Raw genomic sequence first — 15,106 nt, forward strand, 5'->3', positions numbered from 1 at the left:
GAGCACGGAGGACTCGCCCTGACGACCACCGACGACGCCGACGCCGACGCCGTGCTCCTCGGCCGGCGCTTCGCCGACGGCGACGAGGAGGCGCTCGCGGAGGCGTACCGCCGGTGGTCGACGCTCGTGCACACGATCGCGCTGCGCTCGCTCGGTGACCGGGCGGACGCGGAGGACGTGACGCAGCAGGTCTTCGTCTCGGCGTGGCGCGGCCGGCACCGGTTCGACCCGGGGCGGGCGCGGCTCCCGGCGTGGCTCGTGGGCATCGCCCGGCACACGGTCGCCGACGCGCACGAGGCGCGCTCGCGGGCCCGTCGGTCGGAGCAAGCCGCGGTGGCCGTCGCTCCGAACCCCTCGACGACGGAGGAGGACGTCCGGCAGGTCGCCGACCGGGTGCTCGTCGCGGACGAGCTGCGGCGGCTCGGGGATCCCGGGCGCACGATCCTCGAGCTCGCGTTCTTCCGCGACCTCACGCACGTGCAGATCGCCGAGGAGCTCGACCTGCCGCTGGGAACGGTCAAGAGCCATGTGAGACGGAGCCTGATCCGGCTACGAGACAGGTTGGAGGTGGACGGTGCAGCACATCGATGACGAGGACCTCGCGCTCCTCGCGCTCGGCGAGGACGTGCTCGACGACACCGCGCACGCCCACCTCGCCACGTGCCCGGAGTGCTCCGCCGCCGTGCGCGAGCTCGGGCGGGTCGCCGACGTCGTGCGGTCCGGCGGCGGCGACGACCTCGTCGCGCCCGCGCCCCGCGTGTGGGACGCGGTCCGGGACGAGCTCGGCCTCGCGACGTCGTCCGGGGGCGTCGAGGAGACGGCGTCCCTGCCCGCCGACCGCGAGCCGTCGCCCGACCTCCCCCACACCGGCGCGAGCGTCGTCCCGCTCGCGGCACGCCGACCCCGGACCTGGCTGCCGGTCGCGGCCGCGGCGTGCCTGGCCCTCGTGCTGGGCGTCGCCGGGGGCGTCTGGTGGGAGCGGCGGGAGGTCGCGCCGGCCGAGACGACGGTGGCCACCGCCGACCTCGAGGCGCTGCCCGCGTGGACCGGCGCGAGCGGCCAGGCCCGCGTCGAGGAGGGACCCGACGGCCGCCGGCAGGTGGTCGTGTCGGTGGACGCGCCCGCCCCCGAGGGCACGTACCGCGAGGTCTGGCTGCTGGCCGAGGACGTCAGCGGGCTCGTGAGCCTCGGTGTGCTGGAGGGCCAGCAGGGCCGGTTCGACGTCCCGGACGGGCTCGACCTCGCGGCCTTCCCCGTGGTCGACGTCTCGGAGGAGCACTTCGACGGCGACCCGGCCCACTCCGGCGACTCCGTGGTGCGGGGACCGCTCGACGTCTGACGGCGTCGCGCGGCCCAGCGCCCGCACGCGCGAGATCGACCCGTCCGTCGTGGCGTCGACCTCCGGAAGGCCGACGTCGCGACGGACGGGTCGACGGCGTGGGTGCTACTCCGACGAGCGTGGCGCCTCCGGCGACCCGGGCGACTCGGCGATGCGCCGGATCGCGTCCAGGCGCCGTTCCCAGGCCGAGCCGATCGCGTCGAGCGCCCGCGCCGTCTCGCTGAGCCGCGCGCCGAGCGCCCGGTAGCGCACCTCGCGTCCCGCGCGGGCCGGCTCGACGAGCCCGGCGTCCGCGAGGACGGCGAGGTGCTTGGCGATCGCCTGCCGGCTGACCGGGAGCCGCTCGGCCAGGGCCGACGCCGACAGCTCGGCCTCACCCAGCGCCGTGAGGATGCTCCACCGGGTGTCGTCGGCCAGCGCCGCGAAGACGGGTGTCAGCGCCTGCGGTGCAGGAGCGCTCACGCCGGCGCCCCCGCCGGGGGGACGGGTGCCGCCTCGAGGACCGCGACGAGCTCGTCCAGCTCGCTCGTCCAGCCCTGCCGGTGGTCCTCGAGCGCCGCGCGACCGTCGGCGAGGTGCTCGAAGCCGGTCTCGACGACGGTGAGGACGGTGCCGTCGCCGTCGGGGACGAGCGTGAAGCGCGCGACGGTCGAGCTGTCCGGGCGCAGCGCCTCGCCGGCGGACTCGCTCCAGCGGAACGCGAACACCGACGGCTCGTCGTACTCCTCGATACGCACGGCGAAGCCGGGATTGTCGTCCCAGCCGAAGGTCCCCTCCCCGCCGACGCGCAGGTCGGGCAGCGACGTGCGCTGGCCGAACCACTGGCTGACGAGCTCCTCCTGCGTGAGCGCCGCCCACACGCGCTCCACGCTCGCCCGGACGTGGACCGTGCGGGTCACCATGAACGTCGCCTCGTCGACGACGGCCGGATCGTTGGTCGTGGTCATGGTCGTGCTCCTCTCGGGTGATGCCGATGGACGTGCTGCTCGCGAGTGCAACTCCATGGTTGCACTCCGGCGGAGGTGTGGCAACCCGTCGGTTGCACATCGGTCCGCGAGGGGCCCTACGCCGTCGTGCCCCATCAGCCGGTTCACCCTGTCGTGAATTCACGATGCCGTGTACCGTCGCCAGCATGGTGGAGACGGTCACCCTCACGCACACCGCCGCGCTCGCGCGGCTGGGACACGCGCTGTCCGACGAGACGCGCGCCCGCATCATGCTGGCCCTGCGGGAGGCGCCCGCCTACCCGTCCGACCTCGCCGACGCCCTCGGCGTCTCGCGCCAGGTGATGTCCAACCAGCTCGCCTGCCTGCGCGGCTGCGGGCTCGTGGAGGCGATCCCCGACGGCCGGCGCACCTGGTACCGCCTCGCCGACGCCCACCTCGCGCCCGCGCTCGACGACCTCCTGCGGCTCGTCGTCGCGGTCGACCCGACGTGCTGCGGACCGGAAGGGTGCACCTGCTCGTGACCTCCGTCTCGCTCGGCCCGCGCCCGCTGCTCCCCGCGCGCCGCGCCGTCCTCGAGCGGCGCGTCCGCCGGATCGTCGGCGCGACCATCGCCTACAACGTCGTCGAGGCGGTCGTCGCGATCACCGCCGGACGCGTCGCGTCGTCGGCGGCGCTCGTCGGCTTCGGCCTCGACTCGGTCGTCGAGGTGCTCTCGGCCGCGGCCGTCGCCTGGCAGTTCGCCGCACCCGACCCGCGCCGACGCGAGCGCACCGCCATGCGGGTCATCGCGCTCTCGTTCCTCGGCCTCGCGCTCTTCGTCACGGTCGACGCCGCGCGCACGCTGCTCGGAGCCGCCGAGCCCGAGCACTCGACCGTCGGCATCGTCCTCGCGGCGGTGAGTCTCGCGGTCATGCCGGCCCTGTCGTGGTTCGAGCGACGCACCGGGCGCGAGCTCGGTTCCGCGTCCGCCGTCGCCGACTCGAAGCAGACGCTGATCTGCAGCTACCTGTCCGCCGTCCTGCTCGTGGGCCTCGTGCTGAGCTCCACGCTCGGGTGGACGTGGGCCGACCCGCTCGCGGCGCTCGTCATCGCCGGCTTCGCGGTGCGCGAGGGCGTCGAGGCGTGGCGCGGCGACGCGTGCTGCACACCGGTCGCCGCGCTCGTCGGGCACGACGACGCCGACCGCACCGGGGACGGCTGCAGCGACGGCTGCTGCTCCCCCGCCGAGTGATGCACTTCCGCCCGAGCGATGCACCCAGGAGCGCATCACTCGCGCGGATGCGCATCACTCGCCGTTCGAGCCTGCACGCGACGATGCGTCGAGCGGGCGCACCCGGAAGCGCAGGTGCGTCACGCGCTCGCCCGGTGTGATGTCCGGCCCGTCGAGCAGCCGCGGCGCCGCGCCGATCGACGTGAAGAACGGCACCCCGTCGCCGAGCAGCACGGGCACGACGTCGAGCACCACCTCGTCGAGCAGGCCCGCGGCGAGCGCCTGGCTCGCGATCTCGCCGGCGTTCACCGCGACGTCGAGGCCACCCGCCGCCTCGCGCCCGGCCGCGACGGCGTCCTCGATACCGCCCGTGACGAACCGGAACGGCGCGCCGGGGTGCGCGTCGACCCACTCCTGCGGCACCGCGTGCGTGAGCACGACGACGGGCTTGTCGAGCGGATGGGTGCCTCCCCACCCGTCCGTCATGTCGAACAGGCGCCGCCCGACGACGAGCGCGCCGATCCGCTGCATCACGGCGGTGAGGTAGGAGTGGTCCGCCTCGCTCAACCGGAACGAGACGTCCGGGTTGGCGCTCGGGAACTCGTGGTCCCCGGCGTCGTACCAGGCGAACAGGTGCTCGAACCCGCTCCCCTGCGGTCCCGCGATGAACCCGTCCATCGACACGCTCGCGCTGGTCGTCACGATGCCCATGTCGTCCGTCCTCCCGCTCCGGGGGCCGCCGTGGTCCGGCGACGGTCTCCCCCAGGTCGACCGTCGGCGCCCGGTGGGCTCATCGGTCGGATCGCCGATCGGCTCAGGGCGCGACGGCGCCCGGCTCAGCGCAGCTCGACGGCGCGCTGCCAGGACCCGACGACGCGACCCTCGTGCGTCAGGAGCCGGAAGGGCGCGAGCGGGAGGTTCCCCGAGCGGAGCCGAGCACGCAGCACCTGGACCGCCTCGTCGTCGTCCGCCGCACCGAACTCCTCTCCACGCACCGCGCCGGCGGACGTCACGACCCGGTAGCGGGTGGTGCCCCGGTCGCTGTCGTGGACGCCGTGCGCGACGACGGCGACCTCCTGCGCGACGTCGAGGCTGGGCAGCGCACGCCACGTCCGCCCACGAGCCTCCAGCGTCCAGGTGTCCACCGCGGGGTCGTGACGGATCTCGTACACGCCACCGTCCACCTCGGCGCGCCAGACGCCGTCCGCGAGCGCGCTCCACCGCAGAGCGTCCATACGTCGTCGTCCCCCCGCTGCCCGGAAGTCAGGACCGTTTCGATCCTGCGGCGTGGTAAGTGTGCCGCCCAGCGGGCCGGATGCCAAGGGGTGCGGACGAAATCCACAGGCCCCCGGAGGCGTTCTCGGTCGTGCGGCCCGGACGACAGCGGAGTCATCGCACGGACGCCTCCAGCAGGTCTGCCGCGGCGCGGGTCCCGCCGAGGGCGCGCAGCTCGTCGCCCAGCCGCCTCGCCGTCGCCCGGAAGCCGGACCCCCGGCGAAGGGCATCGTCGTGAGCATGATCGACACCACGCGCCCAGTATGCGCCGGTCGCCTCGGGCTGCGGTCGGCCACCGGTCGGCGAGCGCGCGCGCCTCAGGACTCCGTGGGAGCGGTCAGGCGCTCCTGAGCACGACGAGGCGCTGGGTCGCACGCGTCATCGCGACGTACCGGTCGACCGCGCCCTGGACGTCCGTTCCGAACGCGCCGGGGTCGACGAGCACGACGAGGTCGAACTCGAGGCCCTTCGCCTCCGCCGGGGTCAGCGACGCGACGCGCGGGCGCGCCGCGGCCGTCGGGTCGCCGACGACGCACGCCGTCCCCTCGGCGTGCTCGGCGAGCCACGCGTCGAGGATCCGGTCACGGTCGGCCGTGCTCGCGTGCTGCACCGGCACGCCGGTGCTCCGCACGGACGTCGGCACGTTGGCGTCCGGGACGGCCGCACGGATCGCCCGCTCCGCCTCGGCCATGACCTCGGTCGGCGTGCGGTAGTTGATGCTCAACGACGCGACCTCGACGCGGTCCAGACCGGCGCGCGCGAGGCGTTCCTGCCACGTCTCGGAGAAGCCCTGCCGCGCCTGCGCGCGGTCCCCGACGACGGTCAGGCTGCGCGACGGGCAGCGGGCGACGAGCATCTGCCACTCGGCGTCGGTGAGCTCCTGGGCCTCGTCGACGACGACGTGCGCGAACGGCCCGGCGAGCAGGTCCGGGTCGACGGGTCGCACCTCGTCGTCGACGAGCGCGTCCTGGAGGTCCTGCCCGCGCAGCATGGACATGACGAGCATCTCGGAGTCGTCGGCGGCCACGAGGTCGTCGACGACGTCCGACCGCCGTGCCCGCTCGGCCGCGACGGCGGCCTCCCGCCGTCGTCGGCGGCGCGCCGCGTCGGGGTCGCCGAGGCGGCGCCGGGCGGCGTCGAGCAGCGGCAGGTCGGACACGGTCCAGGCGGTCGGGTCCTCACGCTGCAGCGCGCGCACCTCGTCCGGCCCGAGCCAGGGCGCGCACATCCGCAGGTACGCGGGCACGGTCCGCAGGTCGCCCACGAGGTCCGTGGCCTCGAGCAGGGGCCACGCGCGGCTGAACGTGCGCACCAGGTCGCGGTTGCCGACCTGCGCCCGGCGCAGCTCGTCCGAGGAGAGCTCGCCCTCGTCGTCGGCACCGTCTCCCACCTCGTCGCGCAGCGTGTCGACGAGGATGCTCAGCAGCGCCTCCCACACCTGGTCGCGCGCCTCATTGTGCGGGGTCCCCGGCTCGACGGCCTCGTAGGCCTCGGCCCAGTCGGCCGTGCTCAGCCAGACGTCGGCGTACGGCGTCTCGACCTCCATGCCCTCGGAGGGCGGCTTCTCGTAGAGCCCGACGGCGGGCTCGACCGCCCCCACCATCCGCGCGTCGGCGAGCAGCCGCGCGACCTCCGGGTCGTCCTCGACGGCCGCCGCCGCGCCCTCGGGCACGAGGTCGCGCACGGTGCAGGTCTGCACGCCCTCCTCCCCCAGGCTCGGCAGCACGTCGGCGACGTAGTCGAGGTACGGCCGGCTGGGACCGACGACGAGCACGCCGCCGCGGTGGCGTGCCACCCGCGGGTCGGAGTGGAGCAGGTAGGCCGCCCGGTGCAGCGCGACCACCGTCTTGCCGGTGCCCGGCCCCCCGTCGACGACGAGCGCGCCCGCCGACCCGGCGCGGACGATCGCGTCCTGGTCGGCCGCGATCGTGCCGAGCACGTCGCGCATGCGGGGCGACCGGCTCTCGGCGAGGCTCGCGATGAAGGCCGACTGGTCGTCGAGCGCGAGGTGCGCGGCGGGCCCGGCCGCGCCGTGGTGCCTGTCGCCGTCCGACCCGTCGAGGTCGACGACGAAGGACTCGTCCCAGAAGTCGCTGATCCGCCCGCGCGTCCAGCGGTACCGGCGGCGGCTCGACAGGCCCATCGGGTCGGCGTGGGACGCGGCGAAGAACGGCTCGGCCGCCGGCGTCCGCCAGTCGACGAGCAGACGGCGCCCGGCCCGGTCGGTCAGCCCGACGCGCCCCACGTACACCAGGTCCGAGCCGTCGGCCCCGACCATGCGGCCGAGGCACAGATCAGGGCCGAAGCGGCGCAGCACGCCCAGGCGCGCGGTGAGCCGGTGGACCTCCTGGTCCCGGTCGAGCGCGGCCTGGCCGCTCCCGGCGGGCGCATGGCGCGCGGCCTCGAGCCGGTCCGACACGTCGGCGACCGCCTGCGCGACGGCGTCGGCGACCCGGACGAGGTGCTGCTCGTCCGCCGCGATCAGCGCGGGGTCGGACTTGGCGGGGTGGCCGGAGAGGTCGAAGGCGCTCGTGGTCGACGGGTTCACGTCATCAGCTCCGTTCGGGACGCAGCGTCACGGCCGCTGCCACCGTCGTCCGGGACGCCGGACCCTGGTTCGGCCAGCGATTCTGCGCCCCCACCGGGGCCTTGCCGCAAGACCCCCTCTGCGCTATACGTTGAGAGTGGCGAGGGGACTCCCCTCGCCCTCGCTGTGCGCACCGGTGGGCGTGGCGCACCCAGGACGGTGATGCATCGACGGTTGTCGATGCGTGTGCGAGGATGGGCGCATGACGACGACGCTCCCCCTCGCCACCGCGGGCGGCGGCTGCTGCGGCCCCGCCGAGGGTGGAGCACTGGACGCGGACGCCTCCCGGGACGCCGCTGCCACGTTCAAAGCCCTCGCCGACCCTGCACGGGTGCGCCTGCTGTCCCTCATCGCCGCGCAGGACGCCGGCGAGGCCTGCCTCTGCGACCTCACCGAACCGGTCGGGCTGTCCCAGCCGACGGTGTCGCACCACATGACCACGCTCGTCCGGGCGGGCCTCGTGACCCGCGAGCAGCGCGGGAAGTGGGCGTACTTCTCGGTGGCTCCCGGTGCTCGCGACCTCGTCGACAGCGCCCTGCGCGCCGTCCTGGGTCCGCTCGAGGTCGCGTCCGCGAGCCGCTGAGCGTCACAGCCAGTCGTGCTCGCGCGCGTACCGCGCGGCCTCGTGGCGCGTGCGCGTCTGGGTCTTCTGCATCGCGTTCGACAGGTAGTTGCGCACCGTGCCCTGCGCGAGGTGCAGGCGCACGGCGATGTCCGCGACCGAGTAGCCCTCGGACGTCGCGCGCAGGACGTCGGTCTCCCGCTCGGTGAGCGGGCAGTCGTCGACGAGCGCCAGCGCGGACACGTCAGGGTCCACCCAGCGTCGCCCCGCGTGCAGGGTCGCGACGACCGACGCGATCTGCGCCGGCTCCGCCGCCTTGCTGACGAAGCCCTGCACGCCGAGCCGCAGCGCCTTGCGGAGCACCCCGGGCCGGGCGTGGCGCGTGAGCATGAGGATCACCTGCTGGGGGCGTTCCGCCCGGATCCGCTCGACCGCGGCGAGCCCGTCGACACCCGGCATCTCGAGATCGATCACCAGGACGTCCGGCCTGTGCTCGGCGACCGCGCGCACCGCGGCCTCGCCGTCCTCCGCCTCCGCGAGCACCGTGATGTCGCCCTCGAGAGGCAGCAGCGCCCCCAGCGCCTTGCGCAGCAGCACCTCGTCGTCGGCGAGCACGACCGTCGTCATCGCGACCTCTCCCGTGCCGGCGGACGCCGGTCCGCGGCCTCGTCGAGCGTCGCGACCTCGGAGGTCGCGGCCACGCCCGGTGTCGCGGCCGTTCCGGGGACCGCGGCCGTCTCGGGCAGCACGGCCGCCGTCGTGAACCGGCCGCCGTCCTGGGCGACCGTCAGCTCACCGCCGACGTCGGCCAGTCGCTCCTGGAGAGCGGCCAGGCCGCCGAGCTCGGGCAACGGGCCCGGCGGTGCGCCGTCGTTGACGACGACGATCCCGTCGGTCGTGAGCGCGACCCGCACCTCGGTGGCCTGGGCGTGCCGGAGGATGTTCGTCGTCGTCTCGCGCAGCACCTGGCCGAGCAGCTCGCCCGTGCGGGCGTCCGGGACGCCGTCGCGCTCGACCAGCACGCGGATCCCCGCGGCCTCGAAGAGGTTCTTCGCGTTCTCGAGCTCCGCGGTGAGGTTGAGCCGTCGCTGCGCGTACACGAGCTCCCTCGTGCGGTCGATCGTGTCGCCGACGAGGGCGTGGATCTCCCGCAGCTCGTCGTCGGCCCGGTCGGGGTCGACGTGCACGAGCCGGCGTGCCAGGGCGAGCTTGAGCTTCACCACGTGCAGCGTGTGCCCCTGGATGTCGTGCAGGTCGCTCGCGAACCGGATGCGCTCGCGCGCCACCGCGAGCTCCGCCTCTCGCTCGCGCGACTCCTCGAGCTCCTGGACGACGTCGTAGAACCGCTTGTTCGGGAACATCAGGCCCGTGACGACGGCGGTGATGCCCGTGGGCAGCAGGACGTAGGCGATGACGTCGCCCGTGCTGACGGGTGGTTCGGTGAGGAGCCGTGCGACGCCGATCGCCGCGACGTAGGCGACGAGCGCGACGGCGCCGGCGGCGCGATACCGCGGGAGCCGCGGCGCGACGAGCGCGCCCACCATCGCGACGCCGAAGAACGCCGTCGCGCTGTCGACCACCAGCGCGCCGTACGCCCACACGGCCGCCGCGACGACGAGGCACGGGAACGCCAGCGGGAAGAGCCGTCCGCCCGCCCACTGCACGAACGCGACCAGGGCGGCGACGACCCCGAGGGCGAGGACGGCCGCCTGACCCCAGGACCGCGCGTCGACCGCGACCGCGACGGCCCCGCCGAGGGCGAGCACGGGCAGCATCGTCGTGAGGTTGAGGCCGCGGAAGCGCCGCTGCGCCGTCACGGCGCGCGCCGGCGTCGTGGACGAGGCGCGCGGCGGCGTCTGCATGGGGCGGCTCTCCGGGGTCGGGCGGCAGTCGGGCAGCAGTCGGGCCGCGGTCGGGCAGCACGGTCGGTCAGCGGTCAGCCAGCACGGTCGGTCAGCACCCAGGATCGCCCGGGGGCGGTCGTCGCACCAGTGACACCACGTCACACCCCGCCCGGTGGGGTGTCACGCCGAGCTCCTGACGTGGTGGCACTGCCGCGCGCCCGCGGGAACGGGTGTGATCGGGGCATGCCATCGACACACGTCATCGACGTCGACGGCCTGAACGTCGACTACGGCGACTTCCAGGCCGTCACGGACCTGTCCTTCCAGGTGCGGCGCGGGGAGATCTACGCCCTGCTCGGCACGAACGGCGCCGGCAAGACCTCGACGCTCGAGGTCGTCGAGGGTCACCGGACGCCGACCTCCGGGCGTGCGCGCGTCTTCGGACGCCACCCCGGCGACCGGCGCGAGGTGCGTCCCCGCACCGGGATCATGCTCCAGGAGAGCGGCTTCGCCTCCGACCTCACCGTCCACGAGTCGGTCGCGCTGATCGGCGGGCTCAGCGGCCGCCCGGACAGCGTGGACCGCGTGCTCGACGTCGTCGACCTCCGGCGCAAGGCCACGACGCTCGTGGGGCAGCTGTCCGGCGGCGAGAAGCGGCGCCTCGACTTCGCCACCGCCGTGTACGGGTCGCCGGAGCTCGTCTTCCTCGACGAGCCGACGACCGGTCTGGACATCCAGTCCCGCGACGCGCTCTGGACCGCCGTGGAGAAGCTGCGGGGCGACGGCTCGACGATCGTCCTCACCACGCACTACCTGGAGGAGGCGCAGCAGCACGCCGACCGGATCGGCCTCATGCACCGCGGCACGCTCCGCCAGGAGGGCACGGTCTCCGAGCTGACCCGGACGCTGCCCGCCGTCATCAGCTTCACCACCCCGCCGTCGGCTCCCGCGCCGCCGGTCCAGGTCGCGAGCTCGGGCGACCGGACGGTCGTCGAGACCTTCGAGCTCCAGCGCGACCTCCACGCGCTGCTCGCCTGGGCGGACGACCACCGCCTCGAGCTCGCGGACCTCGAGGCCGGCCCCACCCGGCTCGACGACGTCTTCCGCGCGCTCGACAGCGACTGACACCGCCGGCGATCCCCGGCCGGTCCACCCCGTACCTCCACCACCTCCCCGAGAGGAACCTCATGCTCCCCATCGCCCGGAGCGAGCTCGTCCAGATCTTCCGCAACCGCTCGGTGCTCGTCACGAGCTTCGTGATCCCCGTCGCCGTCGGCGCGTTCTTCATCTACCAGCACGACACCTTCGCGGCCATCGGCAGCCTCGGCTACATCGCCGCGATCGTCATGCTGACCGTCAGCGTGTTCGGCCTCTACTCCACGACCGTCACGACGCTCGTCGACCGGCGGCAGAACCTGTTCCTCAAGCGGCTGCGCTCCACCGCGGCGAGCGACGCCGGCATCCTCACCGGTCTCGTCCTGCCCGCCACCGCGATCGCGCTCGTGCAGGTCGCCCTGATCCTCACGGTCCTCGGCGTGGTCACCGGCGCGCCGGCGGACGTCGGTCTGCTCGCGGTCGCCGTCGTCGCGACCGTCACCCTCATGATCGGACTCGGCCTCGCCACGGCGGGGATCACCCGGACGCCCGAGCACGCGCAGATCACCGCCCTTCCCGTGAGCCTCGGCGTCATCGCCGTCGCGAGCTGGGTCGGCATCACCGGGACCGAGAGCCTCGCACTGGTGAAGCGGCTGCTTCCCGGTGGTGCTGCCACCGAGCTCGTGGTCCAGGCCTGGGAGGGTGGCGCCCCGCTCGGCGACTCGCTCCTCCTGCTCGCGCCCACCGCCGCGTGGATCGTCGTCGCCGTCGCGCTCGCCGCGCGCCTGTTCCGCTGGGACCCGCGGCGCTGACGCCGCCGGCGCCGCCCGCCGGCTCGTACCGACACCCGCACGAATCGTGATCGGAGACCACCATGGATCACCAGCCCGTCGAGGGAGGCCACCACGACCCGCGGACTGCTCCTCGTCGAGGACCTCATGCTGCTCCTGCTCGACGACGAGACCGGCGTCGCCAGGGGCGAAGGCACCCTGCACTGGACGCTCGGCGGTGCCGTGCTCATGGACCTCGCGCTGCGCGGCCGCGTCGAGACCGACCGCAAGCAGACCGTGTACGCGGTGCCCGGTCCCCCGCTCGGCGACCCGCTGCTCGACGAGGCGTTCGCCCAGATCGAGAAGCGGCCGCGCTACGTCGGGTCCGTCCTGGCCGAGGTCGGCCCGCCCCTGCGCGCTCAGGTGCTCGACCGGCTCCTCGAGCGCGGCATGGTCCGCCGCGAGCGGTCGAAGCTGCTCGGGTTCATCCCGACCACGCGGATGCCCGCGCAGGACGTCGCGTACGAGGCCGCGCTGCTCGAGCGCGTCCGTGCGGTGCTCGAGGACGGCAGGACGCCCGACGCCCGGACCGCGGCACTCGTCGCCATCCTGTCCGCGAGCGGGACGCTGCCCCAGCTCCATCCCGCGATCCGGTGGTCGAACGCCGTCGCGAGCCGGGCGCTCACGTACCAGAACGGTGACTGGGGCGCCGCTGCCGTCGGTACCGCGGTCATCGCGCAGGCCGCCGCGGTCAACGTCTCGATCGGGATCGCCGTCGCCACCGGGGTGATCGGTGGCAGCCAGGCGCAGTGAGCCGCCGAGAAGTGAGGATCCGCCCCAGATCTCGCGATATCCGGGGCGGATTCTCACTTCTCGGCGCGCGGAACCACTACGTGCCCGTGGGCACGCAGGACCTCGAGGTCCCGCACGGCGCGGTCGTTGCCCGACGGGACCGAGACGATGCCCTCGGGCACGCCGTCCACCGCGACCTTGCGCGCCATCAACCGCCAGAAGCACGTCCGGCCAAGACCGAGGCCCGTCCAGTCGACCTCGTCGAGCAGCGCCCGACGGACGACCACGTGCCTGCCCGGGTCGAGCACGATCCCGTCCGTGCGCACGCCGGTGATGCTGACCTCACCGGCGTAGCGCGTGATGTCCAGCACGGGCTCGAGGACGACGTCGCCCGTGTCGGTCGGATAGGGCCTGATCCACAGCATCGACGGCCGGGCTCCCGCCACCGTGACGTCCTCCAGCGGCGTCCGCGCACTGACGTGCAGCGCGTCCCCGCAGTCGAGGTCGACGAACGCGACCTCCCGCAGCACGCTCACGCTGGTGAAGAAGAACCCGCTCCGCGTGCGGCACCTGTCGAACGTCACGTCGTCGAGCACGAACCGCGCACCCGGTGCCGTCCGGACGACGAGCGACTCGAACGTCTCCTCGCGGTAGCACCGCCCGCTCACCACCGCGTCCCCCCGCTCGTCGACGACGGCGTCCGCGGCGAGGTCACGAACTCGTGCACCGTCGGGCAGCGAGGCGTTCTGACCGGTCATGGCCGCAACGTAGCGCCGCGGGGCCGGGGGACGACAGCCGGTGCCCTTGACGCTCCCATACCCGGCGGTTACGTTCTTTTGCACACGCCGCAGTCAAAAGTTGCATGCCTGCCGCACTCAATCGACAACGCTGTCCATTGGAGCTCCATGCGTATTCCGCAGCATCCTTCCCGCGCGCGCCGGCTCGGTGCGGGTCTGACGGGCGGCGCGCTCCTCGCGGGCGCGCTCGCCGCGTCCCCGGCCGCCGCCGCCCCGTCGCCCCTCGCCGCTCCCGCACCGACGGCCGCCGCGGCCGACACGTGCGGGGCCGACGACGGCCTCCCCGACTCCAAGATCTCCATCCAGCTGTACACGCACGTGGGAGAGCTGGGGTCCGGGACGCCGTCGCCCGAGACGATCGACCGCGTGCTCGGCGAGGTCTCCGCCGCCGGGTTCACCCACGTCGAGCCGTACGACCAGCCCTACTCGATGCCGGTCGAGGACTACCGGGCGATTTTCGAGAAGCACGACCTCGAGGTGTCGTCCAGCCACGGCAGCACGGACTGGGCCACGTGGCCCGAGACCGTCGAGTACGCCGTCGCGCTCGGCCAGGACTACATCGGCACCGGCGGCATGGCGGGCAGCTACGGCACGTACGAGGAAGCGGTCGCGACCGCGGAGCACGTGAACCGCCTCGGTCAGTACTCGACCGAGAACGGCGCGGGCAAGATCGCGCTGCACAACCACCAGAGCGAGTTCACCACGCAGTTCCCCCACCCCGACACCGGGGAGATGGTCCGGGCCTGGGAGGTCATCGAGCAGAACACCGACCCGCGCTACGTGACGTTCGAGCTCGACGTCGGCTGGGCCGCGGACGCCGGCATCGACGTCCCGGCGTGGATCGAGGAGCACGGGGACCGCATCGAGCTCCTCCACATCAAGGACGCCGTGAACGTCGACGCCGAGGGCGACATGCGGCAGGTCGGCCTCGGCGACGGCGAGCTCGACCTCCCGGCGATCATCGCCGCGGCGGAGCCGTACGTGGAGTACTACACCTACGAGTGGGACTGGGCGCCGTCGTTCCAGACCACCGCCGACTCCTACGAGTACCTGCGCTGCTACCTGTCCCCCGACTACGACGACGGCGGTGGCGACGAGGACGGCGAGTCGCTGGCGCTCGGCCGGCCGGTGACGACCTCCAGCATCGACGACCCCGCCCGCACCGGCGACAAGGCCGTGGACGGCAACCCGGGCACCCGGTGGGGCAGCGGGTGGAGCGAGCCCGAGTGGATCGCGGTCGACCTCGGCGCGAGCTACGACCTCAGCCGCGTCGTCGTCGACTGGGAGACCGCGTACGCGTCGGCGTACGAGATCCAGACGTCACCGGACGGCGAGACGTGGACGACGGTGCACACCGTCACCGACGGCGACGGCTTCTTCGACCGGCTGGACGTCACGGGCACCGCCCGGCACGTGCGCCTCTACGCCACGGAGCGCGCCACGCAGTGGGGCTTCTCCATCTACGAGCTCGAGGTCTACGGCACGCCGGCCGGCGGTCAGCCGGAGCTCGACCTCGACGTGGTGGTCGAGCCGCGGTGCCTCGCCGGCACGGCGTACCTCGCCGTCCGCGCGACGAACGGCGAGGACTCCCCCGTCGACGTGACGCTCACGACGGCGTTCGGCGCGCACGAGGTGGCCGACGTCGCTCCCGGCGCGAACGCGTACCAGGCGTTCCCGGTGCGCGCCGCCGACGTCGCGAGCGGCTCGGTGAGCGTCACCGGTACCGCGACGATCGACGGTGAGGACGTCACCTCGACCGTCGACGTCGAGCACGACGCGCTCACCTGCGACTGACGCCCCACCGGCGACCGACGCGACGCCCGCCGGCCTCGTCCTGAGGCCGGCGGGTGCGGGCCGTGCCTGCGCGGAGGTCCCGTGGTGTCGCAGC

The 15,106-nt window shown here is 74.0% G+C and carries 17 protein-coding genes; 9 read left to right on the forward strand and 8 right to left on the reverse strand.

All coding sequences use genetic code 11. The features are described from left to right. Window positions 1–18: 18 nt before the first annotated feature. Window positions 19–591 (forward strand): RNA polymerase sigma factor, encoded by a 573-nt coding sequence (locus tag ACFTZA_RS10865; RefSeq protein WP_378194254.1) that lies wholly within the window; start codon window positions 19–21, stop codon window positions 589–591. Continuing rightward, on the forward strand, window positions 575–1,339 hold the full coding sequence (locus ACFTZA_RS10870; protein ID WP_378194101.1) for an anti-sigma factor: 765 nt from the start codon (window positions 575–577) through the stop codon (window positions 1,337–1,339). The genes ACFTZA_RS10865 and ACFTZA_RS10870 overlap by 17 nt, the downstream gene beginning before the upstream one ends. Before the next feature lie 105 nt (window positions 1,340–1,444). Here the strand turns inward: ACFTZA_RS10870 and ACFTZA_RS10875 are convergent, their stop codons facing one another. Together ACFTZA_RS10875 and ACFTZA_RS10880 are read right to left on the reverse strand one after the other, a co-directional pair. Further along, a complete protein-coding gene (locus ACFTZA_RS10875) occupies window positions 1,445–1,801 on the reverse strand; it encodes an ArsR/SmtB family transcription factor (protein ID WP_378194104.1) in 357 nt (118 codons plus the stop codon). After that, the gene (locus tag ACFTZA_RS10880; protein ID WP_378194107.1) at window positions 1,798–2,286 is read right to left on the reverse strand and encodes an SRPBCC domain-containing protein; all 489 of its coding nucleotides are present in this window, start codon (window positions 2,284–2,286) and stop codon (window positions 1,798–1,800) included. Before ACFTZA_RS10880 ends, ACFTZA_RS10875 begins: the two co-directional genes overlap by 4 nt. A gap of 185 nt (window positions 2,287–2,471) precedes the next feature. Here ACFTZA_RS10880 and ACFTZA_RS10885 point away from each other — a divergent pair, with 185 nt between their 5' ends. Together ACFTZA_RS10885 and ACFTZA_RS10890 are read left to right on the forward strand one after the other, a co-directional pair. Beyond that, on the forward strand, window positions 2,472–2,807 hold the full coding sequence (locus ACFTZA_RS10885) for an ArsR/SmtB family transcription factor (protein ID WP_378194111.1): 336 nt from the start codon (window positions 2,472–2,474) through the stop codon (window positions 2,805–2,807). After that, complete coding sequence (locus tag ACFTZA_RS10890; RefSeq protein WP_378194113.1) at window positions 2,804–3,517, forward strand: cation diffusion facilitator family transporter; 714 nt, start codon at window positions 2,804–2,806, stop codon at window positions 3,515–3,517. The genes ACFTZA_RS10885 and ACFTZA_RS10890 overlap by 4 nt, the downstream gene beginning before the upstream one ends. A 54-nt stretch (window positions 3,518–3,571) precedes the next feature. On the opposite strand, the gene ACFTZA_RS10895 is transcribed toward ACFTZA_RS10890, so the two are convergent. The 3 genes from ACFTZA_RS10895 to helR all read right to left on the reverse strand — a co-directional run bounded on the left by ACFTZA_RS10895 (window position 3,572) and on the right by helR (window position 7,319). Further along, entirely contained in the window at window positions 3,572–4,207 is a 636-nt protein-coding gene (locus ACFTZA_RS10895; RefSeq protein ID WP_378194116.1) for a dihydrofolate reductase family protein, read from the reverse strand. Between the two features lie 125 nt (window positions 4,208–4,332). Beyond that, window positions 4,333–4,731: a hypothetical protein gene (locus ACFTZA_RS10900; RefSeq protein ID WP_378194119.1), complete on the reverse strand. Its 399-nt coding sequence runs from the start codon at window positions 4,729–4,731 to the stop codon at window positions 4,333–4,335. A gap of 377 nt (window positions 4,732–5,108) precedes the next feature. Further along, the gene (helR, locus tag ACFTZA_RS10905; RefSeq protein ID WP_378194122.1) at window positions 5,109–7,319 is read right to left on the reverse strand and encodes an RNA polymerase recycling motor ATPase HelR; all 2,211 of its coding nucleotides are present in this window, start codon (window positions 7,317–7,319) and stop codon (window positions 5,109–5,111) included. Window positions 7,320–7,560: 241 nt separating this feature from the next. Here helR and ACFTZA_RS10910 point away from each other — a divergent pair, with 241 nt between their 5' ends. After that, window positions 7,561–7,941, forward strand: a complete 381-nt coding sequence (locus ACFTZA_RS10910; RefSeq protein ID WP_378194125.1) for an ArsR/SmtB family transcription factor — start codon at window positions 7,561–7,563, stop codon at window positions 7,939–7,941. 3 nt (window positions 7,942–7,944) lie between these two features. Here the strand turns inward: ACFTZA_RS10910 and ACFTZA_RS10915 are convergent, their stop codons facing one another. Both ACFTZA_RS10915 and ACFTZA_RS10920 read right to left on the reverse strand, forming a co-directional pair. Then, on the reverse strand, window positions 7,945–8,547 hold the full coding sequence (locus tag ACFTZA_RS10915; RefSeq protein ID WP_378194128.1) for a DNA-binding response regulator: 603 nt from the start codon (window positions 8,545–8,547) through the stop codon (window positions 7,945–7,947). Then, the gene (locus tag ACFTZA_RS10920) at window positions 8,544–9,782 is read right to left on the reverse strand and encodes a sensor histidine kinase (RefSeq protein WP_378194131.1); all 1,239 of its coding nucleotides are present in this window, start codon (window positions 9,780–9,782) and stop codon (window positions 8,544–8,546) included. The genes ACFTZA_RS10915 and ACFTZA_RS10920 overlap by 4 nt, the downstream gene beginning before the upstream one ends. Before the next feature lie 225 nt (window positions 9,783–10,007). Here ACFTZA_RS10920 and ACFTZA_RS10925 point away from each other — a divergent pair, with 225 nt between their 5' ends. The 3 genes from ACFTZA_RS10925 (at window position 10,008) to ACFTZA_RS10935 (ending at window position 12,442) form a co-directional block, all read left to right on the forward strand. Then, window positions 10,008–10,889: an ABC transporter ATP-binding protein gene (locus ACFTZA_RS10925; protein WP_378194134.1), complete on the forward strand. Its 882-nt coding sequence runs from the start codon at window positions 10,008–10,010 to the stop codon at window positions 10,887–10,889. A 62-nt stretch (window positions 10,890–10,951) separates the two neighbouring features. After that, the gene (locus ACFTZA_RS10930) at window positions 10,952–11,671 is read left to right on the forward strand and encodes an ABC transporter permease (RefSeq protein ID WP_378194137.1); all 720 of its coding nucleotides are present in this window, start codon (window positions 10,952–10,954) and stop codon (window positions 11,669–11,671) included. A 105-nt stretch (window positions 11,672–11,776) separates the two neighbouring features. Next, window positions 11,777–12,442 (forward strand): GPP34 family phosphoprotein, encoded by a 666-nt coding sequence (locus tag ACFTZA_RS10935; RefSeq protein ID WP_378194257.1) that lies wholly within the window; start codon window positions 11,777–11,779, stop codon window positions 12,440–12,442. 53 nt (window positions 12,443–12,495) lie between these two features. Here ACFTZA_RS10935 and ACFTZA_RS10940 read toward each other — a convergent pair whose 3' ends face one another. After that, on the reverse strand, window positions 12,496–13,179 hold the full coding sequence (locus ACFTZA_RS10940; protein WP_378194140.1) for a hypothetical protein: 684 nt from the start codon (window positions 13,177–13,179) through the stop codon (window positions 12,496–12,498). 147 nt (window positions 13,180–13,326) lie between these two features. Here ACFTZA_RS10940 and ACFTZA_RS10945 point away from each other — a divergent pair, with 147 nt between their 5' ends. Beyond that, window positions 13,327–15,012: a discoidin domain-containing protein gene (locus ACFTZA_RS10945; RefSeq protein ID WP_378194142.1), complete on the forward strand. Its 1,686-nt coding sequence runs from the start codon at window positions 13,327–13,329 to the stop codon at window positions 15,010–15,012. Window positions 15,013–15,106: the final 94 nt, after the last annotated feature.

This window comes from Cellulosimicrobium sp. NPDC057127 (genome assembly GCF_042670945.1).
In the GTDB taxonomy this organism is placed as follows: Bacteria; Actinomycetota; Actinomycetes; order Actinomycetales; family Cellulomonadaceae; genus Cellulosimicrobium.

What these genes read in the sequence shown, in the direction of transcription:
- ACFTZA_RS10900 (WP_378194119.1), bottom strand. Translation starts at nt 4,731, where the DNA reads ATGGACGCTCTGCGGTGGAGCGCGCTCGCGGACGGCGTCTGGCGCGCC.
- ACFTZA_RS10925 (WP_378194134.1), top strand. Translation starts at nt 10,008, where the DNA reads ATGCCATCGACACACGTCATCGACGTCGACGGCCTGAACGTCGACTAC.
- ACFTZA_RS10930 (WP_378194137.1), top strand. Translation starts at nt 10,952, where the DNA reads ATGCTCCCCATCGCCCGGAGCGAGCTCGTCCAGATCTTCCGCAACCGC.
- ACFTZA_RS10940 (WP_378194140.1), bottom strand. Translation starts at nt 13,179, where the DNA reads ATGACCGGTCAGAACGCCTCGCTGCCCGACGGTGCACGAGTTCGTGAC.
- ACFTZA_RS10880 (WP_378194107.1), bottom strand. Translation starts at nt 2,286, where the DNA reads ATGACCACGACCAACGATCCGGCCGTCGTCGACGAGGCGACGTTCATG.
- ACFTZA_RS10895 (WP_378194116.1), bottom strand. Translation starts at nt 4,207, where the DNA reads ATGGGCATCGTGACGACCAGCGCGAGCGTGTCGATGGACGGGTTCATC.
- ACFTZA_RS10910 (WP_378194125.1), top strand. Translation starts at nt 7,561, where the DNA reads ATGACGACGACGCTCCCCCTCGCCACCGCGGGCGGCGGCTGCTGCGGC.
- ACFTZA_RS10920 (WP_378194131.1), bottom strand. Translation starts at nt 9,782, where the DNA reads ATGCAGACGCCGCCGCGCGCCTCGTCCACGACGCCGGCGCGCGCCGTG.
- ACFTZA_RS10945 (WP_378194142.1), top strand. Translation starts at nt 13,327, where the DNA reads ATGCGTATTCCGCAGCATCCTTCCCGCGCGCGCCGGCTCGGTGCGGGT.
- ACFTZA_RS10915 (WP_378194128.1), bottom strand. Translation starts at nt 8,547, where the DNA reads ATGACGACGGTCGTGCTCGCCGACGACGAGGTGCTGCTGCGCAAGGCG.
- ACFTZA_RS10885 (WP_378194111.1), top strand. Translation starts at nt 2,472, where the DNA reads ATGGTGGAGACGGTCACCCTCACGCACACCGCCGCGCTCGCGCGGCTG.